At 47.5% G+C, this 21564-nt stretch carries 21 protein-coding genes; 20 read left to right on the top strand and 1 reads right to left on the bottom strand.

Features of this window, described 5'->3' with window-relative positions; genetic code table 11:
• Positions 1-7: 7 nt before the first annotated feature.
• Positions 8-2017 (bottom strand): TonB-dependent receptor domain-containing protein, encoded by a 2010-nt coding sequence (locus KH703_RS00835; protein ID WP_304293291.1) that lies wholly within the window; start codon positions 2015-2017, stop codon positions 8-10.
• 283 nt (positions 2018-2300) lie between these two features.
• Here KH703_RS00835 and exbB point away from each other — a divergent pair, with 283 nt between their 5' ends.
• The 20 genes from exbB (at position 2301) to KH703_RS00735 (ending at position 21464) form a co-directional block, all read left to right on the top strand.
• Complete coding sequence (gene exbB, locus KH703_RS00830; protein WP_304293395.1) at positions 2301-2720, top strand: TonB-system energizer ExbB; 420 nt, start codon at positions 2301-2303, stop codon at positions 2718-2720.
• The gene (exbD, locus tag KH703_RS00825) at positions 2721-3104 is read left to right on the top strand and encodes a TonB system transport protein ExbD (RefSeq protein ID WP_005872149.1); all 384 of its coding nucleotides are present in this window, start codon (positions 2721-2723) and stop codon (positions 3102-3104) included.
• Positions 3101-3949, top strand: a complete 849-nt coding sequence (locus KH703_RS00820; RefSeq protein ID WP_304293288.1) for an energy transducer TonB — start codon at positions 3101-3103, stop codon at positions 3947-3949. Before exbD ends, KH703_RS00820 begins: the two co-directional genes overlap by 4 nt.
• 412 nt (positions 3950-4361) lie before the next feature.
• Positions 4362-5309, top strand: coding sequence for an NAD(P)-binding domain-containing protein (locus tag KH703_RS00815; protein WP_005872145.1), 948 nt, complete (start codon positions 4362-4364; stop codon positions 5307-5309).
• Positions 5306-6547, top strand: a complete 1242-nt coding sequence (locus KH703_RS00810; RefSeq protein ID WP_304293286.1) for a tRNA1(Val) (adenine(37)-N6)-methyltransferase — start codon at positions 5306-5308, stop codon at positions 6545-6547. The genes KH703_RS00815 and KH703_RS00810 overlap by 4 nt, the downstream gene beginning before the upstream one ends.
• Positions 6540-6899: a YkgJ family cysteine cluster protein gene (locus KH703_RS00805; protein ID WP_304293284.1), complete on the top strand. Its 360-nt coding sequence runs from the start codon at positions 6540-6542 to the stop codon at positions 6897-6899. Before KH703_RS00810 ends, KH703_RS00805 begins: the two co-directional genes overlap by 8 nt.
• Positions 6878-8731, top strand: coding sequence for a hypothetical protein (locus tag KH703_RS00800; protein WP_304293282.1), 1854 nt, complete (start codon positions 6878-6880; stop codon positions 8729-8731). The genes KH703_RS00805 and KH703_RS00800 overlap by 22 nt, the downstream gene beginning before the upstream one ends.
• Positions 8732-8733: 2 nt before the next feature.
• Positions 8734-9528 carry an indole-3-glycerol phosphate synthase TrpC gene (gene trpC, locus KH703_RS00795; protein WP_304293280.1) on the top strand — a complete coding sequence of 265 codons (795 nt, stop codon included), beginning with the start codon at positions 8734-8736 and terminating at the stop codon, positions 9526-9528.
• Positions 9529-10514: 986 nt separating this feature from the next.
• Positions 10515-11012 carry an HIT domain-containing protein gene (locus KH703_RS00790; RefSeq protein ID WP_297903569.1) on the top strand — a complete coding sequence of 166 codons (498 nt, stop codon included), beginning with the start codon at positions 10515-10517 and terminating at the stop codon, positions 11010-11012.
• Entirely contained in the window at positions 11012-12013 is a 1002-nt protein-coding gene (locus tag KH703_RS00785) for a bifunctional 3,4-dihydroxy-2-butanone 4-phosphate synthase/GTP cyclohydrolase II (RefSeq protein ID WP_304293277.1), read from the top strand. Before KH703_RS00790 ends, KH703_RS00785 begins: the two co-directional genes overlap by 1 nt.
• Positions 12010-13167, top strand: a complete 1158-nt coding sequence (locus KH703_RS00780) for a DNA polymerase IV (RefSeq protein WP_304293276.1) — start codon at positions 12010-12012, stop codon at positions 13165-13167. Before KH703_RS00785 ends, KH703_RS00780 begins: the two co-directional genes overlap by 4 nt.
• A 19-nt stretch (positions 13168-13186) precedes the next feature.
• A complete protein-coding gene (locus KH703_RS00775; RefSeq protein WP_304293274.1) occupies positions 13187-13726 on the top strand; it encodes a hypothetical protein in 540 nt (179 codons plus the stop codon).
• Positions 13727-14373: 647 nt separating this feature from the next.
• Positions 14374-15192 carry a prolipoprotein diacylglyceryl transferase gene (gene lgt / locus KH703_RS00770; RefSeq protein ID WP_304293272.1) on the top strand — a complete coding sequence of 273 codons (819 nt, stop codon included), beginning with the start codon at positions 14374-14376 and terminating at the stop codon, positions 15190-15192.
• Positions 15193-15286: 94 nt separating this feature from the next.
• The gene (locus tag KH703_RS00765; protein ID WP_304293271.1) at positions 15287-15970 is read left to right on the top strand and encodes a fumarate reductase cytochrome b subunit; all 684 of its coding nucleotides are present in this window, start codon (positions 15287-15289) and stop codon (positions 15968-15970) included.
• A gap of 10 nt (positions 15971-15980) precedes the next feature.
• Positions 15981-17999, top strand: coding sequence for a fumarate reductase flavoprotein subunit (locus KH703_RS00760; protein ID WP_304293270.1), 2019 nt, complete (start codon positions 15981-15983; stop codon positions 17997-17999).
• Positions 17992-18729, top strand: a complete 738-nt coding sequence (locus tag KH703_RS00755; RefSeq protein ID WP_304293268.1) for a fumarate reductase iron-sulfur subunit — start codon at positions 17992-17994, stop codon at positions 18727-18729. Before KH703_RS00760 ends, KH703_RS00755 begins: the two co-directional genes overlap by 8 nt.
• 185 nt (positions 18730-18914) lie before the next feature.
• Positions 18915-19130 (top strand): hypothetical protein, encoded by a 216-nt coding sequence (locus KH703_RS00750; RefSeq protein ID WP_304293266.1) that lies wholly within the window; start codon positions 18915-18917, stop codon positions 19128-19130.
• The gene (locus KH703_RS00745; RefSeq protein WP_304293265.1) at positions 19127-19594 is read left to right on the top strand and encodes a hypothetical protein; all 468 of its coding nucleotides are present in this window, start codon (positions 19127-19129) and stop codon (positions 19592-19594) included. Before KH703_RS00750 ends, KH703_RS00745 begins: the two co-directional genes overlap by 4 nt.
• A gap of 432 nt (positions 19595-20026) precedes the next feature.
• Complete coding sequence (locus tag KH703_RS00740; protein WP_304293264.1) at positions 20027-20968, top strand: ankyrin repeat domain-containing protein; 942 nt, start codon at positions 20027-20029, stop codon at positions 20966-20968.
• 22 nt (positions 20969-20990) lie between these two features.
• A complete protein-coding gene (locus KH703_RS00735; protein WP_304293263.1) occupies positions 20991-21464 on the top strand; it encodes a hypothetical protein in 474 nt (157 codons plus the stop codon).
• Positions 21465-21564: the final 100 nt, after the last annotated feature.

Here is a 21564-nt window from a genome sequence, read left to right as displayed (position 1 = left end):
GTCCCGGCTAATCTCCGGTAAAATCGGCGCTACGCTGCGAGTGCGATGCGTAGGCTTTATCAAAGAGATTGTAAACACCCGCGTTGATCTCAAGTCCTTTAAAGCGTCCGCTATCCGGAGCATAGGTGACGTATAGATCGTGAACCGCGTAGCTAGGCACTTTCGTCTTTTCGTCGCTATTTGCGGAGGCTACGTTTTTGGAGTTGAAAAAGAGCAAGTTATAGCCCAGCAGTAGATCCGCCGCAGAGATTGCGTATTCGGCATTGAAGGTGTATTTATCGCCGTAATCGCGGTAGCCGATGATGTTTGAGCTTAGATAGCCCGAGCCGCTGCGCACGCGGTCTTTATATTCTACTTGCTGGTGGGTGTAACCCGCAGCAAGGCTCAAATCATCTAATATTAATCTTGCAAAAAGCTCGACGCCGTCGATATCCGCACCGCCTGTATTAGCCCTGCATAAGGTGCCCTGTGCGCCTCCCGGGCAGCCGACGATTCCGCCCGCCGCATTGTTATCTACGATGAGATTTTTATATTCCGTTCTGAAATACTTCGCAGTTAGGCTTACTGAGGAGTTTTCTGCTAGATCGCTTTTGTAGCGACCGCCTATTTCGTAGGCGTTGCCTGTAGTGGCTTTTAAACTTTCGTTAGCCATCCAGCTTAGCGGTCTGCCACGGCTTGTACTTGCAGCCATCATGCTCTCCATTACGTCAGGTCCTCTAAATACTCGCGCATAGCTCGCAAACGCTCCGAATCCCGCGCCGATCTCGTAATCAAGCGCCAAGGCGGGGCTCACTTCGTCGAATTTATATTTGTAGCTAGAGATATTAGCGCCTCTGCCGTTGTAAGTCTTTAGCTCGTGCCTTTCGTAGCGCACGCCAGGAGTTACCGTAAGCCCGCCGTATCGCATAGCATCCTCTAAATAGACGCTGTAGTTATCAACCCTTTCTGGACGCAAATTTCCAGGTTTTACGTAGTTTTCGGAGCGGTAGTAATCAAAGCCGTAACGCAATGTATGCGCTAAATCGCCCGTTTCAAATTTACTCTTAGCGCCGATTTTGCCGCCCTTAGTCTCAACGCCCCATTTTACGTTCGTCGAAGTCGATCCGATGCGTTGATGCTTTGTGTAGTATCCCGTGATGTCGAGTTCTAGCAAGTCGCTTGGATTATACGTGTATTTGATCGTATGTGTATCGCGCTCGTATTTGCGGTTATCCAGCTGTCCGTTTAGCCATGAGCCGAATTCCGGGCGCAAAGGATACAAGCCTTTATACTGCATATGTTCGGTAGATAGCGAAATTTTATGAAAATCCGAAAAGCTATAGCCCGCTTTTAATAAATAATTTATGTCGTTGCCGTCGCCGCCCGTAGGTTTGCCGTTGCCAGATTCGCCGAAGCCATATCCGTAGTGCTTAAACACAGCAAGCATATCTAGGCTATCAAATGCCCTGCCGTAGAGTATCGCGCTTTGCGAATAGCCCTCGTTATTGCTCGTATAGCCCACTTTGAGCTTCGCGCCGATATTTTGACCGTCCTCAAGCAGATCAGAAGCATCCACCGTCTTAAAAGCTACCGAGCCACCCAAGGCGCCTGAGCCGTTTACGACCGAGCGCGCGCCGACATCGACCTCTACGGCTTTGATAAGATCCGGATCGATTAGTAAATCGGCGTTGTGATGAAAGGTATTGCCGTTTTGCTTCGCGCCGTCAATCGTGATATTTAAGCCGCGATCGCTCGCGCCACGCATATAAATTTTTTGATTCATGCCGTTGGTGCCGCCTACGTAAACTCCGGGGATATCGCGAAATACGTCCTTAACAAGCGTAGCGTTGCGAGTATTGATTTTGACATCATCCACGGTGCTAGGCGTGCTAGAATCGCTAGTAACTTCAATTACGCCTAGGTTTTGCGTATTTGAATCCTTGCTTTTGGATACGTCCGTAGCGCTTGATTTCTCGTCTGCTTGTGCGCTTAAGCAAAGAACCGCGCACAAAGACAAAGCCAGATGAAATTTTTTCATACGAAACTCCTAAATGATAATGAGATTAAAAAAATGGCAAATAATATAAAATTAATCTTTTATTTTATATTAATTATCAAGACATTTTAAAATCATTAGAATTCTATCTCCGAATGCTTTATTATCATTAAATAAAGCTAAATGATAAAATATAATTTAAATATCGATCATCAAAATTTTAGTAAAAATTAAATCTACTTTTGATAAAATCGCTCATTTTTTGGCAAGCTGATCTGCTAAATTTATAAAATTTTAAAATTCTTAAGGAGAGATTATGGGCATTATGGAATTTTTGGCGCGTTACGTGGATTACTTTATCTTCGCAATCCTCGGATTTATGAGTTTTTTAGTTGTGTGGTTTACTATCGAAAGGCTGCTTTTTTATTCGAAGGTTAAGGCGAGCGATTACAAAAGCAAGGCACTATACGAAGAGGCTCTGACAAAAAATTTAACGACGCTTTATATTGTTTATTCAAATGCCCCGTACATCGGTCTTTTAGGTACTGTCATCGGCATTATGATCACATTTTTTGATATGAGTACTGCAAGCGGTATCGATACCAAGGCTATCATGCAGGGTCTTTCGCTTGCGCTTAAAGCTACCGCTACCGGTCTAGTCGTCGCCGTGCCTACGCTCATCATCTACAATGGCTTTGTCCGCAAGGTAGATGTGCTTCTAAACCGCTACGATGAGGTTAAATAAATGAGCATTCCTAGACGAGACGGGCTAAATATCGTCCCGTTCATCGACATCATGCTGGTACTGCTAGCGATTGTGCTTAGCGTTTCGACTTTTATCGCGCAGGGTCATATCAAGGTAAATCTGCCCTCGTCTTCAAGCTCGCAAAATCCGCAAGAGGATAAAAAAGTTACCATCAAAGTGGATAGCGAATCTAAAATTTATCTAGACGATGTCGCAATAAGCGAGGATGAGCTTGAGAAAAAAATTGCCGCACTCGATAAAAACGATCTTGTCGTGCTAAAAAACGATAAAGACTCGAAATTTTCCTCTTTCATTTCTATCATGGATGTCCTAAAAAAGGCGGGTCATGAAAAATTTGCGATCGTGACCGAAAAAGAGCAATGAATAAAGATAGCGTAGTAGGTTTTATCGTATCTTTGGTGCTGCATTGCATCATAGCTGTGGGTGTTTTTGTTCTTTTATCGTCGGCACCGAAGCCGCCTAGCATGCCCGATATGATAGCTTTTTCCATCGATAGCATAATGGATGAGGCCAAGCAGGGCGATATCTCCGATGAGCCCAATATCCCGCCTCCTTCCGATCAGTCTGAACCGGATCCTGAGCCAGAGCCCACTCCGCCGGAGCCTGAACCCGAACCGGAACCAACTCCGTCTGAGCCGGAGCCGATACCGGAGCCCGAGCCGATTCCTGAACCGGAGCCTATACCAGAGCCCGTAGTCGAAAAACCGAAACCGGTCGAGAAGCCCAAGCCAAAGCCGGTAGAAAAACCAAAACCGATCGAAAAACCGAAGCCTAAAAAAGAGCATAAAGTTCAAAGCAGCGATAGGAATTTAACGGCGAAGTTTGACCCGGAAAAGCCTATTTCGCTAGGTAGCGGCGGGGGCGGCGGCTCCAGTAGCGCAGGCGGCGGTAGCGACGCCATTACAAGCCGCGGCGATCCTAGCAATAGCGATGTCGGCAAGAAAATTTTCGCCATTATTTCTCGCTACGCGCAGTCGCACTACCCTAAAAATGCCCAGCGCATGCGTAAAATCGGCGTCGTAGGCGTGCACTTTACCTATACGGCAAGCGGTGATGTTAAGGGTCTTCGCGTTACGTCCTCCTCGAATGTCGATTCGCTTGATGAGGGCGCATTAAGCGCAGTCGAGCGCACAAAGGGTAGCTTTCCAAAGGTCGAGAAAGATATGGAATTTAACTTTAGCATAAAATATACGCTAAATTTCAACTAGCCTTAAAGCTTCTACTAAAAACTTTTGCCTGGGCGGTGAAATTTTAAAATTTCACTGCCCTTGCCGCTTTATCTTAGCTCGCAAAATTCCATCTCGGCGAAGTGAAATTTTAAAATTTCACTGCCCTTGCCGCTTTATCTTAGCTCGCAAAATTCCATCTCGGCGAAGTGAAATTTTAAAATTTACTGCTCTTGCTGCCGCTTCTGCCGCGCTAGTTTTTACAAACGGATTGAAGCGCCGTGAAATTTAAAATTTAAACGGAGAAAATTCTGTCTTTTCAAATTTAGCCAAGCAAGCATCTTAAAGCGTTAAAATTTTAAATTAAAGCTGCGAAATTGCTAGGAAATTCCACTGATTTTAATGGAATTTTTACTATAATTTCGTATGAAATTTAAAAGATTAAAGGAAATTTATGATAGACGTTTACGACTTGGCGGTGATCGGCGGCGGTCCTTGCGGCATCGCTTCCGTAGTAGAAGCCAAAAGAAACGGGCTTGCGCACGTGCTTCTGCTTGAAAAAGGCGACAACCACTCTCAAACGATTAGGCAGTTTTACAAAGACAAAAAGCGCGTCGATAAAGAATATAAGGGCTTTGACAGTGAGACGCGCGGCTCTATTTCGTTTGAAACCGGCACAAAAGAGAGCGTGCTAAATTATTTCGACGAGCTCTTAGATAGCGACGAAATCGATACGAATTTCAAAAGTGAGGTCGAAAAGATCGAAAAGCACGCAGATGAGTTTTATATCACGACTAGCTCGGCTGGATACCGCGCGCGCAACGTCATCGTCGCAATTGGCAGGATGGGCAAGCCTAATAAGCCCGCTTATAAAATTCCGCCTTCGATCACGCAACGCGTAAATTTCAATCTCGATAAATGCACGATCAATGAAAAAATTCTAGTCGTTGGAGGCGGTAACTCAGCCGCTGAATACGCTATAGCGCTATGTAAAACCAATGTCGTGACGCTTTGCTATCGCAAGCCTAAATTTACCCGCCTAAACGAGACGAATGAAAGCGACGTAATGCGCGAGACCAAATACGGCAACATCATCTTGCGCTTAGGTATCGATATAGAGGCTCTTGAGAATGAAAACGGCAAGGTGCTGGTGAAATTTGATGATGGCACCGAGCTCGTATTTGACCGCGTGATATACGCGATCGGCGGCACGAGCCCGATTGATTTTCTTAAAAAATGCGGCATCGCTTACGATGAAAACGGCGTGCCGATCGTGGATGAAAATCTCCAAACCGCCACTAGCGGGCTTTACGTGGGCGGAGATCTCATCAGCAGAAGCGGCGGATCGATCGTGGTGGCAATAAATCACGCCCATACCATCATCAAAAACATCCGCAGATGAGGCTTTATCAGCCAAAAAAGGGTTATCGCTACACGAGCGATACGATTTTTTTGTGGAATTTTATAAGAAGCTCAGGCGTGCGTCAAGCTGACGCAGCATCGCAAAATGGCTCTTTAGCGCTGGGCTGTGGCGCGGAATTTAAAGGCGTAGCAGATAGGAGCTTTAATGCAAAATTTTGCGCTGCGGATTACGCAGGCTGCGAAGCGGAATTTTGCGCTGCGGATTGTGCTTTTAGCAAAGAAGAGTTGTATGTCCCTAACCATAGCGCGGAGAATGATCGCGATTTTGGAGGTAAGGGCTGCGCTGAACTTCAGGCGGAATTTAAAAGAGAATTTAAAGCGGGACTTCGGGCGAAATTTCAAAGCGAGCACTGCAAAAATTCTGATTTTCAAAGCGACGAAGCCTGGCATGTTTTAAAGCCTGACATTGCAAGCGGTGAAAATTTTAAATTTTGTGACGAGCAAATCGCGCAGTTTTTAGAATCTCAAAAGACGCACTATAAAGATTTCGCGAGCAAATTTGAAGACGCCAAAGCGCGCGAGGATTTTGTTGCGGAGTGCTTGAATGACGGCGGGTTTGCCGCTTGCGATGATCGTAGCTTAAAAGGCGCGCTAAATCCGCGAGTGATATACGGCGACGTGCTGGATGTGGGCGCAGGATGTGGAATTTTAGGGCTTTTGCTAAAACGCGATTTTAAAAGCATTAATCTAAGCTTGCTAGAAATTCAAGAGCGAAATTTAGAAATCTTAAGGCTGAATTCTTTGCAAAACGATCTGCCTGCCGAAATTTTGCACGCGGATTTTGCGGAGTTTAAAAGCGAGAAGCGTTTTGACTTTATCGTCTCAAATCCACCCTTTTATCGAGAGCGCATTTCGCTTAGCAAAGAGCCTTATATGGCGCTTAGTAAGAGCGCAGCAAGCCTTAGCCTACGGGATTTTATGCGATCTGCGAATGCTCATCTTAAGCCTGGCGGTACGCTTATTTTTTGCTATGAGGCGGGCAAACTAGCTAAAATTTGCGAGCTTTTGGGCGAGTTTAGGCTAAATTTGACGAGGCTTGGTTTTGTCTATCCTGACATTTCAAAGCCCGCTAAGCTCGCGCTTTTGCAGGCTCGTAAGAACTCGCGCTCGCCCTGTGAGATCATCCTTCCGATCTACGCTAGCGCGCATGGAAGGCGTACCGAGCAAGCCCAAGCGATCTACAAAAGCGCGGATTTAACGAGCGTGGATTATGAGTGAGTTTGGCTTTAGCTTTGATGCGAGCGCGTGTGAGCGCTGCGGCGGCAAGTGCTGCACCGGAGAGAGCGGCTATATCTGGATAGATGAGAGCGAGATTGCGGCGCTAGCGGCAAAATTTAAAATTTCGCCCGCAAGGCTTAAAGAAATTTATTTACAAAAAATAGGCGCTAAATTTAGCGTAAAAGAAAAGCCCTTTGAAGGCGGCTTAGCGTGCGTGTTTTTTGACGAGACGCAGCGCAATTGCGGGATTTACGAGCTGCGTCCGAAGCAATGCCGTAGCTTTCCGTTTTGGGAATATTTTAAAACGCATACTAAAGAATTGGAGGAAGAATGTATCGGGGTAAGGTTTTAAGCGGAATTTTAATCGCGGCGATGATTTTAGCGCCACAGTATCTAAGTGCGGAGAGTGGGACGAATGCTGCAGCGGCGAAGCGGTCCGTTACGGATAAAAAGGCGTCTGATCGGAATTCTAGCATTGGCACAAAAAAGGGTGCAAAAGATGCAATTAAAAAGAGCTTGATAAATCGCGGCGTAAGCGCTAAAAATATAACCAAAGAAAAGCTAAATCACGCGATGCGAGCGCAAGAGGATGCCGAGTTAAATTTCGATTTGCTTACAGCTTTGGAGCTACTGCATAAAGATCCCGTTGCATCGATGTTTTTATACGAAAAGGCATACAATAAAACAGGCTCGTCCGTTTATCTGCTAGAGGCGCTAAAGACCGCTTTTGCGATCAAAGATCGTAAAAATACGGCGCGTTATTTAAAGCTCGGCGAAAAAAGCCTAAGCTCAGACTCCGAGTATCTGCGAGTAAAAATCGGCTACTACTTAGGCATTAAAGATAATCTAAACGCTAATACCGCTGCTCTTAAGCTAGTCACCGTAGATCCCGTTTCGCGAAGTTATGCGATCTTAGCGGCGACATATTATGCGATGGAGAATTTTACTTTAGCCAAAACCTACTTTGAAAAAGCCTATGAGCTAGACAAAACCGACGAAAATCTCATTAGATTATGCGACGTGTTACTAAATAAACTCGATGATTCGGACGGAGCGATCCGCATCATCGAGACACACAGGCGTATCTACGGCTGCGCCCAGGGTATGGCGTGCGAGCTGCTAGCTGATGTGTATCGCGCGAATAAGCGCTATTTAGATGTCGCTAAGATCGATGAAGCGCTGTATGAAGCCAAAGGGGATAATAAATTCTTAGATGATATGATAGCGATTTATTACTACTCAAACGACTTTGATAAAATAATCGAGCTTTTGAAGAAATACGACTACAAGCGCGAGCTTCTAATCGATGCCTACGCGCATAAGAAAGACTATAAAACCGCGATTAAAATGGCGCGCGATGAGTTTATGAAGACCAAAAATTATGACTTTTTGGCGATCGAGGCGATCTACGAATATGAAAGTGCGGGCAAAAACGTAGATGCTAAGACCCTATCTAGCGTAGTGGCAAAATTTGAAAATATCGCGCCGCAGCTTAAAGACCCCGTGCATCTAAACTATTACGGCTACATCCTAATAGATCATGATTTGGACGTTCGCAAGGGCATCGAGCTTGTCCGCCGCGCCCTACAAAAAGACCCCGACTCGCCGTATTATCTGGACTCGCTTGCCTGGGGATACTACAAGCTTGGCGAGTGCGACAAGGCTAAAAATGAAATGGCTAAGATCAAAGACGCAGAATTTTTTAATTCCCCTGAAGGCAAAGAGCATTTAGAGGCGATCGATGCGTGCGCCGCGGGCACAGGCGTAGCGCCGCAGAATTCTATATCGCAAAACCCCGCTACGATAAAAGGCTCTAAAGGTCCCGCGCCGAAAGATCAGGCACCGCAAAGCCCGGCAATAAAAACTCCTGCGCCTGATTCCATAAAATCTACGGCGCCCGAAAGCTCTGCGTTAGATTCCGCGCGTCCAAGCTCTGCTGCAACGCGTGATTTAACGCCAAAAGACTCCGCTTCGCAAAATTCTGCTGGGTCTGCAAATTCCGCAGTTCAAAATCAGACACCAAATTCCGCGACTTCTGAAAATTTAGCGACGCCCATAAATTCCGCCGCGCAGAATTCTGCCTCGTCAAGACAAAATTCCATATTGAGGCAGGATTTTATGCCAGAGCAGAATTCTACGTCGAAAGAGCCTACTGGCTCTAAAACCCAGACGCCAAGGCAGTAGTGATGATTTTGGATGAAATTTTAAAACGCACTCGCGAGGATCTCGCGCTTCGCAAAGAAAAGCTGCCCGAGGATCTGCTCGGCCGCTCGCTAAGCGCCAATCCTTACGAGCCGCGTGACGTCATAAACGCGCTTAGAAGCGATGAGAAGGACCCACTTCGCATCATCGCCGAGATCAAAAAGGCAAGCCCGAGCAAAGGGATCATCCGCGAGGATTTTGAGCCGCTAAATCTTGCCGTGGAGTACGAAAATGCAGGCGCCAGCGCCTTTTCGGTGCTTACCGAGCCGCATTATTTCAGAGGCGATTTGGAGTTCATCCCGCAGATACGCCGCTACACGTACACGCCCATTTTGCGCAAGGATTTCATCGTCGATCGCTATCAGATCCTCGAGGCGCTGGTTTACGGCGCGGATTTTATCCTGCTGATTGCCAAAGCTCTGGAAGGCAAACAGCTAAGAGAGCTGCTCGAGTTTGCCCGCAGGCTGGGACTTGAGGCGCTGTGCGAGATCCACGATAAGGATGATCTGAAAAAAGCGATCTTTGCAGGGGCTGATATTATCGGCATCAATCATCGAAATTTAGAGACTTTCGAGGTCGATACGAGCCTGAGCGAGCGGCTAATCCCGCTGATTCCAAATGGCAAGATCATCGTCGCCGAAAGCGGTCTGCACTCGCACGAACAGCTTTTAAGTTTGCATAAGGCGGGCGTCGATGCGTTTTTGATCGGCGAGCATTTTATGCGCCAAAATGACGTCGGCGCGGCACTGCGCGAGATAAAACTCGGCGCGGGCGGCTAAATTTAAACCCACTTGTTTGATCGCGAAAGACTGAATCGGAACGAGAAGTTAAATTTAGCGAAGGGAGCGAAATTCTAAGGCAGTAAATTTTAAAATTCGTAGAATTCGACGGACTTTAAAATTTAGCAGTTCTTTAAATTTAGCGGTTGTGACGAGATTTAGTATCACACGCTGCGTAAGTATCCGCACTACGTTTTAGCGTAGTAAGTTCGTTATCGTGTGCGCTGCGCGGGCGGCTGCGAAGCGAGGTTTAAATTTACGCCTTTCCTTTGTATAGCTTTCCGTCGCATCACGAGCTGGTGCAAAAAGCGCGGGTTTAAATTTAGCTTTACGTTTGCGAAGCTTCGCGCGCGCGGTTGCGCTTGTAGCATTGAGCGCCGAGAATTGCGCGTCTGCTGTAGCGCCTTGTATGCTTAGCGCGATACCCAAGTTCAGTTTTGGCGATTGCGCGGCGCCGTAAATTTAATCGTAGCTCGCGACCTAAGCCGCCCAGAGGAGCTGCGCATACGATAACTGCGCAGCGAGCTATCGTAAAAGCGAACGGCGTAGGGGCTTAGCAGGGCTGCGATACCCTGCAATACGCCGCGATTAAGCCGCAGCTGTATTACGACTGCGCTATGACCGCGCCGCGTTAAATTTTATCGCGTGTCGCGACGGTGATTGCGGCGCAGGTTTGGCATCGCGTACCGTGCCTGTGAGTGCGTCAAAGTTTTGTTATAATCCGCACGCAAACTGCCCGCGGATTTAGTATCGCCCGCCGTGCGCTTTGATCTGCGAAGCGTATGTCGCACCGAAGCGCCTTGCGCAGCCCGAGATTTGTAAAGAGCGCGTACCCCGCGCATAACTTTATGCCGTGCGAGCAAGCGCGAGCTGCGTAAATAAAATTCTATGAAATTTAGAAGTTTTAAATTCCAAATTTCATAGAATTTTGCTAAACGCAAATTTTAAAATTCCATAGAATTTTGGAATTTCGGAAAGGAAAAGAGATGGATTATCTTTGCGCCCCTTGGCGAAGCGAGTATTTTACCGAAAAAAGAAGCGGCTGTCCCTTTTGCGACGCGGCGGCGGATGCGGCGTTTGATGATCGCAACGGCGTGCTTTTTCGCGCGCAGCACTGCTTCGGGGTGATGAACCTCTACCCCTACAGCCCGGGCGCGTTTATGGTCATACCTTACGAGCATGTCGATAATATCGAGTGTCTTAGCGACGATGCGTGGGCGGAGATGAGCCGCTACGTGCGCGCCGGAGTGGGGATATTAAAGCGCACGCTGGGCGCAAACGGCGTAAATATCGGCATGAACTTAGGCGCCGCCGCGGGTGCGGGTATCGCCGAGCACGTGCACTATCATCTCGTGCCTCGGTGGCAGCGCGATACGAATTTTATCACGACGATCGCAAACGTCCGCGTAAACGGCGTTTCGTTCGCCCCGCTTTTTGAGAAGCTAAAAGCGGCATTTGTAGAATTAAATTTAAAGGAGAGATAATGATCAGCGTAGAGCAGGCGATCGAGGATCTGAAAAACGGTAAAATGCTCGTTATGGTCGATGACGTCGATCGCGAGAACGAGGGCGATTTGGTGTTTGCGAGCACATTTAGCAGCGCGGAAAAGGTAAATTTTGCTATCACGCATGCTCGCGGAGTGCTGTGCGTGGCGCTTAGCCCGCAGATTGCGCAGCAGCTAGATCTAAACTTAATGGTCGATAAAAACACTTCAAGCCACGAGACCGCCTTTACCGTCACGATCGACGCAAAGGACGCCAAGACGGGCGTAAGCGCGTATGAGCGTAATATGACGATCGAGCTGATGTCGCGCGTGGGCGCTCGTGCGGATGATTTCGTCCGCCCCGGGCATATCTTCCCGCTTATCGCCAAAAGCGGCGGCGTGCTCGCTCGCACGGGGCACACCGAGGGCTCTACGGATCTGTGCCGCTTGGCGGGGCTTTCGCAAAGCGCCGTGATCTGCGAGATCGTCAAAGACGACGGCGATATGGCGCGCAGGGACGATCTGGAAAAATTCTGCGCGCAGCACGGCATCAATATGATCTCGGTCGCGCAGATCGTGCAGTACCGCCTAAAGCACGAAACTCTCGTTAAATTTAGCGAGCCAAAAAGCGCTCTGCTGTGTGGTGAGGCGGCGAAATTTTACGACGTGAGCGATCACGAGGGCAACGAGCACCGCGCCTATATTTTCGGCGAGCAGGGAAAGAGCGCGCAGACGAATGTGAAATTTCATAAAATTTCAAGTGATCTGGAATTTTTAAGCGATACGAAATTTAACGATTTCATGCGCGATCTGGACGTTTTGCGCAAAGAGGGCGGCGTGCTTTTGATGCTAAAATCCGCGCAAAATCGCGCTGATTTTAAGAGCTTCGGTATCGGAGCGCAAATTTTAGCGCATCTGGGCGTGAGAAAAATCAAAATTTTAAGCAAGAGCGAGCCGAAAGACTACGCCGGGCTTAGCGGTTTTGGGATCGACATAGTTTGATAGCTCATATCGATTTGGACAGCTTCTTCGTCTCTGTAGCGAGACTCGCCGATCCCGCGCTTGCGGGCAAAAAGATCGCAGTCGTCGGAGGCGGCGATGAGGAGATTTTCGGCGGCAAGAGCGAGCTTGGAAGCGTGATTTTAAGCGCGAGCTATGAGGCTAGAGCGGACGGCGTGCACTCGGCTCAGCCCGTTAAAATCGCGCTCGGACTCTGCCCACAGCTCATTTTGGTGCGCGCCAGACATGGCGAATACCGTAAAATTTCACGCGAAATTTATGAGTTTTTACTAAACTTTACGCCCGAGATCGAAAAATTTAGCATCGACGAGTTTTTTCTAAATTTACGCGGCACGGCATACGACGCGGACGCGCTGAGCTTTGCCGCGTTTTTGCAGAGCGAGATTATGCGCCGCTTTAGCCTTCCGTGCAGCGTAGGCCTTAGCGAAGCAAAACTGATCGCAAAGCTCGCCACTAGCCTTGCTAAGCCCTTCGGCGTGCGGCAAATTTTAAAATCACAAATCGCGCGCGAGCTATCCGCCGTGCCTGTGGCAAAATTCCCGGGCATCGGCAAAGCGGCGCAAAAAACGCTCGGCAAATACGGAATCGTAAGCTTCGGCGACGCGCTAGGGCACAGAGAAATTTTTGAAAAGATGGGCGCAAACGGCAGGAAAATTTTCGCAGCCCTTAGCGGCGAGGACGAGGGCGAGGTCGTCTCAAAGCGCGAGCGCAAGAGTATCGGCTTTGGGCGCAGCTTCGCGCCGTGCGCCGATCGGGACGAGCTGCGGCGTAAAATTTTAATTTTGGCGCGCCATTTGGCGGGCGAAGTGCTCGCAAGGGACCTAAAGCCCGCGACGTATGATCTAAAGATCCGCTATAAATCGCGCGACGAGTTTTCGCATCAGATCAGCCAGGATAGGGCATTTAGTCTAAGCTTGCTGAGCGAGACCGCGCTTGAGCTGTTTGAGCTCTGCGACGTGAAAAAAGGCGCGCAGATAATCCACGTAGCGCTAAATCTTTCAAATTTCGGCGGCAGATCAGGCGGCTCGCTGCTCTTTGGCGAGATCGATAAGAAGCAGCAGAGCTTGGATCGATCTTTAAGCAGGATTTGGGAAAAATTCGGCATCGAAAAGCTAAAAAAAGCGAGCGAAATTTGATTAAATTTAAAGGAAAAAGATGAAATTAGGCGAGCTATACTCGGTGATCTGCATAATCTTTGCGACGAATTTTAAAGGCGTGATAGATGAGCAGAAGTTGCGCGGCTTGGGCAAAAACTGGATCATCGTAAACAAAAATATCGAGAACAAAAACGGTCACGAGCTTTGGCAAAAGGTTCAGGGCGAGGACTATACGGCGCTAGGGCGCGATTTTGAGGCGCTAAAAAGGGCGTTTGAGATGGATTTTTTCAAGCTCATAAGCGAAAGCGAAGTGGAGCTGTTTTATGAAAAATGCCGCTTTAAAAAGCCTTTTGCAGAGCTTAAAAGCGCTCATGCGGCCAATATGCTGGCGCTGCTTGCCATGATTTTTAAGCAAAACACGGACGCGAAATCGCATAAAATTTTGACACTATATCTGGCACAATTTATCATTCCTAGCTTTTCCGCGCTTGCTACGTACGTGCAGATAAACGCCAAAAGCAGCTATTACAAGGCGCTCGGGTGGTTTTTGGCGGATTTTTGCCGCGTGATGAAAGAGACGCTGGGGCTTGGAATTTAAAATTTAGAGTGCTCGCTCGGTGTTTTTGCGCGCTCGGCACGGAGAGTGCTGCGTAGAGATAGAATTTAAAGCTTGCTTTCGGAATTTCTTGCGCTGTAGCCGGTACAGCTCCTGCGGGTGCGATAAGCTAAGCAAGACGGGCGAATTTTATCTGCATTATCTGCGCGGATGCAAAGTATCTGCCTTACTGTTTTGCGCGTCGGCGTTTGTCATATCGCGCGCGTCGTTTTAATTCTGCGCGGCATTCGGTATTTTGCGCATGTGCCGCCTGATGTTTGTTTTGCGCGCACTGCGAGTTTTGCTCGGCGTCCGGTGCTCTCGTTTTGCGCCGCCTGCATTAGGGTACTGCGAGCTTTGTCCGCGTCGCGCCACTTTGCGTGCCGCTTCGTATGTTGTCTGGTATCGCCGCTCGGTGCTTTACGTGTAGCGCTTTGCGCCCCATCTGGCGCCGTCGTGCGAAATTTCATGCGAGGTGGTCTGCGCATCGTTTGACGCTATCGCTAAGCATCTGCGCATTACGTGTTTCGCGCGTTCGAAAACTGAGATTTAGTGCCTGCGCATGCGCCGCTCTGCGTCTTTTACAGAGCGTGCGTCCGCAGCGTCCGATGCGTGCCGTTAAATTTTAAAATTTAAAACAAAGGAAAAATTTGAATTACTGGAACGAAATTTACGCTCACTTTGATCCCGTGGCATTTAGCGCGTTTGGCATAAACGTGCATTGGTACGGCATTATGTATGTTTTGGCGCTACTTACGGCGCTATTTATCGCCAAATATTTCGTGCGAAAAGACGGGCTTGACTTCAGCGATAAGATGCTTGATCGCTACTTTATCTGGGTCGAGGTTGGCGTCATTTTGGGCGCGCGGCTTGGATACATCGCGATCTATTCGGGAGAGGCGGCGTGGTATTTCAGCCATCCGTGGCAAATTTTCAACCCCTTTCATAACGGCGAGTTCGTGGGCATTCGCGGTATGAGCTATCACGGCGCGGTCGTCGGATTCGTGATCGCGACGGTTTGGTTTTGCAAAAAATTTAAAACCGATATGTGGGCGCTGCTCGATCTCGTGGCGCTTAGCGTGCCGCTTGGGTATTTTTTCGGACGCGTAGGAAATTTTTTAAATCAGGAGCTTTTCGGGCGCGAGACGAGCGAGCCGTGGGGGATTTTGGTAGGCGGCACGTTGCGTCACCCAAGCCAGCTTTACGAAGCGGTTTTGGAAGGGCTCGTTATTTTTGCGATTTTATTTTTCTACCATAAATTTAAGAAATTTAACGGCGAGCTGATATGTTTATACGCGATGCTATATACGGCGTTTAGATTTTTCGTGGAATTTTTTAGGCAGCCGGACGATGGACTTGGGTTTATATTTTTAAATTTATCGATGGGGCAAATTTTATCTTTGGTGATGTTTTTGATAGCAGTTTTCTTAAAGCAGTCTTTGAAGAAAAAACTAATTTGTAGAAATTAAATTAATCTAAAGTTAAAAAGTAATATAATCTCTTTACAAAAATGTAAATTTTCGTTTAGCGGGGATTTATAATCATCTTTTTTAAGGAGAACCTATGCTAGGTCGCATTGAAGGCTTTACGGGCAGATCCATAGACGGCAAAAAGAGTCGCATTATGGCTTTGCAAGACGTGGCGCAAAGCATCAGCGGGCTGATTTTGGCCTGTTTCATGCTGTGTCATATGATATTTACCGGCACGATTTTGATCGGTAAGGGCGCGTTTGAGGGCGTCGTACATTTCGCCGAACCGGGCGGAATTTATTTCGTTACAAACATCGTCGCTTTTGTAATTTTCGTGATTTTCGTAGTTCATGCGTTTTTGGCGATGAGAAAATTTCCAGCTAATTACGCCGCTTACAGGGCGTTTAAAGCGCACAAAATGCGAATGAAGCATTGCGACACGACGCTTTGGTGGTTTCAGTTTTGGACGGGATTTTTCCTATTTTTCTTTGCGGCAGCTCATATTTTAATGATTGTATTCGGTCCGAAAATTACTGCAGATCTTGCTATTGCTCGATTCGGACAGCTTCATCTATTTTATTTCGTTTTATTGATTTTCGTAGTAACTCACGCTAGCATCGGAATTTATAGACTTTATATGAAATGGATCAGCATAGACGGCACGAAGGCTGAAATTCAAAGGAAAAGAGCCTTCATTAAAAAGGCGGTTTTTATCGTTTGGGGTGTATTTTTCTTGCTTTCGATAATCGCCGATTTCAAATGGTTAAGTTTAGAATAGGGAGCTTAGGATGAATGTAATATATTGCGATTCTTTAGTTATTGGCGGCGGTTTGGCGGGCTTAAGAGCTGCGATCGCTACCGGAGAGAAGGGGCTTAGCACCATCGTTTTGAGTCTAATCCCTGTTAAGCGCTCGCACTCTGCGGCGGCTCAAGGCGGCATGCAGGCGTCTCTGGGAAATTCCAAGATGAGCGAAGGCGACAACGAGGACGTGCACTTTGCCGATACCGTAAAAGGAAGCGACTGGGGCTGTGATCAGGATGTCGCTAGGATGTTTGCGCAAACGGCGCCTAAAGCGATCCGCGAGCTTGCGGGTTGGGGCGTTCCTTGGACCAGGATTACTAGAGGCGAGCGAAGCGCTATTATCAATGCTCAAAAAACCACGATCACCGAAAAAGATGAGGTTCACGGGCTTATTCATAGCCGCGACTTCGGCGGTACGAAAAAATGGCGAACCTGCTATACTGCCGATGCTACGGGACATACGATGCTTTTTGCCGTTGCAAACGAAGCGTTAAAGCATAACGTCGATATTCATGATAGAAAAGAAGCGATCGCACTAATTCATGCAAATAACCGCTGCTACGGCGCAATCGTGCGGGATTTGGTTACCGGCGAGCTGATCGCATACGTCTCAAAGGGCACACTGATCGCTACCGGCGGCTACGGCAGAGTATATAAGCACACCACGAATGCCGTAGTGTGCGAGGGTATAGGTGCTGCTATCGCGCTTGAGACCGGCGTCGCGCAGCTTGGAAATATGGAAGCGGTGCAGTTTCACCCGACCCCTATCGTTCCGAGCGGAATTTTGCTTACCGAGGGTTGCCGCGGCGACGGCGGAATTTTACGCGACGTGGACGGCTACCGCTTTATGCCGGATTATGAGCCTGAGAAAAAAGAACTTGCTAGCCGCGACGTCGTAAGCCGCCGCATAATGGAGCATATAAGAAAAGGCAAGGGTGTCAAAAGCCCTTACGGCGAGCACGTTTGGCTTGACATTTCGATCCTCGGACGCGAGCATATCGAGAAAAATTTACGCGACGTACAAGAAATTTGCGAGATTTTCAACGGCATCGATCCCGCCGACACCGAGGTAATAACCGACGAGCAGGGCAGAAAGCGCGGCAAGGGCTGGGCTCCGATCCTTCCTATGCAGCATTACTCGATGGGCGGCATCAAAACAAAAGCTACGGGCGAGAGTCCAACGCTAGCCGGGCTTTTCAGCGCCGGCGAGGCTGCGTGCTGGGATATGCACGGCTTTAACCGCTTGGGCGGAAATTCCGTCGCCGAAACCGTCGTCGCAGGAATGATCGTGGGCGAGTATTTTGCGGAGTATTGCCAAGGACACGACGTCGATATTAATACGCACGATATACAAAAATTCGTGGATAAAGAGAAAAATTACATTAAAAGCCTGCTTGAAAAAGAGGGTAAATTTAACGTATTCGAGATCAAAAACAAGATGAAAGACGTTATGTGGGAGCACTGCGCGATCTTCCGCACCGGCGATGGGCTAGCCAAAGCCGTAAAAGAGCTCGAGGAGCTTTACAAGCAGTCCTTAGACGTCAAAGTAAGTAATAAAGAGCTTTTTGGAAACCCGGAGCTCGAGGAGGCTTATCGCGTACCGAAGATGCTAAAGCTTGCGCTTTGTATCGCCAAGGGTGCGCTTGATCGCACAGAAAGCCGCGGCGCGCACTTTCGCGAGGACTTCCCGAAGCGCGACGATCTAAACTGGCTAAAACGAACGCTTGCAAACTGGAAAGAGGGCGATACTATGCCTACTCTAAGCTACGAGCCGCTTGATATTATGAAGATGGAGATGCCGCCTGCGTTCCGCGGATACGGCGCCAAAGGTAATATCATCGAGCATCCGGACAGCGCCGTGCGCCAAAAAGAGGTCGATGAAATTCGCGAGAAAATGCAAGCCGAGGGCAAAGGCAGATATGAAATTCAAGAAGCATTGATGCATTATGAATTGCAGCCAAAATATAAAGCACCTAACGAAAGAGCAGGTATAGGATATGAGTAGAAAAATAACAATAAAGGCATTTAAGTACAATCCGCTAAGCAAAATTTCAAAGCCGCACTTCGCTACTTATGAGCTTGAAGAGACCGACGGAATGACGCTATTTATCGCGCTTAACGTGATTCGTGAGAAATTTGATCCCGAGCTAAGCTTCGACTTCGTTTGCCGCGCGGGTATCTGCGGTAGCTGCGGTATGCTCGTAAACGGCAAGCCGAGCCTTGCGTGTCGCACGCTTACTAAGGATTATCCGGACGGCGTGATCGAGCTTATGCCGCTTCCGGTTTTCAAGCTGCTAAAAGACCTCAGCGTCGATACGGGCAACTGGATGAACGCGATGAGCAAACGCGTAGAGAGTTGGATCCACACCGATCACGAAACCGATATCTCAAAGCTTGAAGAAAAGGTCGAGCCGGAGGTCGCGCAGGAGGTTTTCGAGCTGGATCGCTGCATCGAGTGCGGCATCTGCGTGGCGAGCTGCGGTACCGCAATAATGCGAAAGGATTTCATCGGCGCCGTCGGTATCAACCGCATAGCGCGCTTTCAGATCGATGCGCTGGATAAACGCAGCGACGAGGATTTTTACGAGCTAATCGGCGATGATGACGGAGTATTCGGCTGTATGACGCTGTTAGGCTGCGAGGACAACTGTCCTAAGCACCTTCCGCTTCAAAGCAAAATCGCCTATATCCGCCGCAAGCTTGCCGCTCAGGGCAAATGCGGCTGCGGCAAATAAAATTTAAGCGGGACCCCTCGCTTCATCTCGCAAATTTGCGCCCTTTGCGAATTTGCGAGATTTTAAAATTCTACATCGCAAGCTATTTTAAATTTCATAGATTATGAGAACGGCTATACATAAATTTATTTTATATTAAGATATAAAATGATAATATCTCGCAAATTTTTCATAAAGGAGATGTTATGAGAAAAATAGTTTTAGTTTCTTGCTTTTTAGCAAGTTTGGTCGCTATGGCGGCAATGGCAGGTAATAATGATAAAGAGCAACAATGCCACGATGACGAATATGAGCTGTGCGTTGCGGAATGTGAATATTTACTTGGAACAGGAGATCCATTTCCTTTCTATATTTGCATGAATCAGTGCTTGACAAGAAGCACAAGGAGTGATTGTATATGATCGAAAGATTGCAAAAAAATTACGATAATATGATAGATATTATCTATGAGCACGAAAGACCGCTCGTGCACTTTAAAAATTTGACGGAAGAGGATCCTAAATTTAGATCATATTTTTCAGAATTTGCTATGGCGGGAGTACAGATATTTCGCCTTCACAAAAAATTACGTCAAGATTTCGCGGAACTGAAAGATTACAAAAAAGAGAAGATGAAAAACGATCAAGTTCAAAGGGCAAGTGCGCCCGTAAAATCGCAAGAGGTGCTAAAAATAAGTGACGAGAGCATACCGCAACTCATCCGCAAAATAGACGCCTCGATTGAGGATTTTGCTGATATGTCGAAGGATGATGCAAAGTTTAAAGAGTACTGCTTAGAGCTTCAAGACGCTAAGAAAAAATTTCTTGAAATTCAAAAAAGACTGCATAGCGAATTCGCCAGCCCTTCAGGCCAAAATAACTGCTAAATTTAACGACGTTTAGGCCGCGCCGATTGAAATTTTAATTGCTTGAAGGCTTTGTCGTAATTTAAAATTTTATGGCAAAGCCGCTCTTCTGTGATGATCCAAGACGCTCGAGGATATTTTCAAAATACGAATTGCGCTTAATTTGTGCTATTCGTCGCAGCCTATGCATGAAATTTTAAATTTATCGCGGCTCATAAATGCCCCAAGCGCGATCTGTGCCAGATTTGCTCGCGCCCGCTAAAATTTGAACTTAAATTTTAAACGACGGGTTTTATCGCCATAGAATGCTACCGATAAAATTTTACGCCTTACCCTCTTAAACCTCGCCCTGCGAATTCCGCCCGAGCGAAATTGCCTTGTGAAATTCCGCCCGTTTATATTCGGCTAAGCTCACACTCGGTAGTATTTGTCATTTTATTTGCGGAGGTTGCTTTGAAAGAGATAAAATCCAAGCTCATCATAGCGTGCTTGGTTGTTTCGGCGGGCGTATTTTTCTTGATCGCAGGCGGTGCACTTATGGATAGATCCGAAACTCAGCCCGCGCAAAATTCCACAGCGAGCCACACCGCAGCCTCTGGCAACTCCTCCAATCGGCCGCTAACGGACGAGGATCGCGCCGCAATAGCAAGGTACCGGTACGAAAGGCTGGGCGCCGAGTTAGATTTGGACGAGCGCGTAGTGCAGGGCGATGAGCGGATGGAATATTTCCGCAAGCTTTTGCGCTCCAAGGATACTGCCCGTATTTTGGGATTTATGCGAGAGCAGCGCATCACTGCGGGCGATCCGCTGCAGTTTGGTATCACGGCGATAATGTATTCCAGTTTTTACAACGATGCAAATACCACCGAGGAGCTGATCTATCACGGAGCGGATATCAACCGCACGGACGATTTTTCTCATTCGGCGTTAAGCTATGCTATCGAAAATAACTCTACCGCTGCCGCAGAAATTCTACTTAAGCACGGAGCTAGCTTTTCTGGCGTTAAATATGTTCGTCCGTGGCTTACATACCCTGGATACGGTGACTCCTATTTGGTTGTTACTAGCGACGCACAGGTAAAGACATATTCCATAACGCCTAAAAGTGAAGGTACTAGTGCGGTATCCGATCCGCTCTATTATGCCGTAGCAGGCGGATTTTTGCAGATGACGGAGCTTATGCTTAGCAGCGGCGTAAGACCTGAGATTACCGCTTGGACGGACGATCATTGTATTGCTTTTACGCTCAAACACCGCAAAGATGAGCGGCAGCCGAACTGCTCCATCTATCAGATGCTGCCGCAACGATATGACGCGAGTATGCTAAATCTGCTACTTAAATACGATTTAGCAGGGCTTCCGGACGATGAGCGTATTCAAAAAAAAATACGATGACTGCCGTAAGGATTTGGATACGTTGAGGAAGTATAAGAAAATATACCTAGAGCATATGGATAATTATTGTTACGATGAGATTATTTTAGATTGGACTTTATTAAACAGCTCTAGGTATGAGCTGCTTAGATATATGATGACGGAGCGCTCAAAGTATTCGGAAAATGATGTAATCAAGCTTAACAAAGGCTCGCTGCCCGATCTTAATAGATGCGGCTCGGTAACGCCAAATACAGCGCTACTTGGTATCTACGATACGCTTATAAAGCGCTACTCTGCGCTCTGCGGCGATGAGCCTAAGGGTGCAGGCGGCTTTGATTTGGATAATTTTTTTAGATATTTGCAATTAGAAAAATTGGAATATTATCTTAAAATAGAGTATGAGGGCAAGGTGATAAAGGTGGAGGAGTACGATAAAATTTTAAGGCGCAATGCGTCTAAGCAGCTAGAGCAAGCGGGATCCAAGACTGCAGATACCGCGTCCGCCAATGAGTAAATTCTATAAAATTTACAGACGCGATTATCGGCTTCGCGGTTGCTGTGTATCTTGCAAAATTATATAAATTACGCCGATTTAAAATTTGCGTCGTTTTTGC

Origin of the sequence: Campylobacter gracilis, from assembly GCF_018374135.1 — a bacterium.
GTDB lineage: Bacteria > Campylobacterota > Campylobacteria > Campylobacterales > Campylobacteraceae > Campylobacter_B > Campylobacter_B gracilis_A.
Note: the sequence above shows the minus strand (reverse complement) of the source record. Positions and strands in the feature narration are given on the sequence as shown.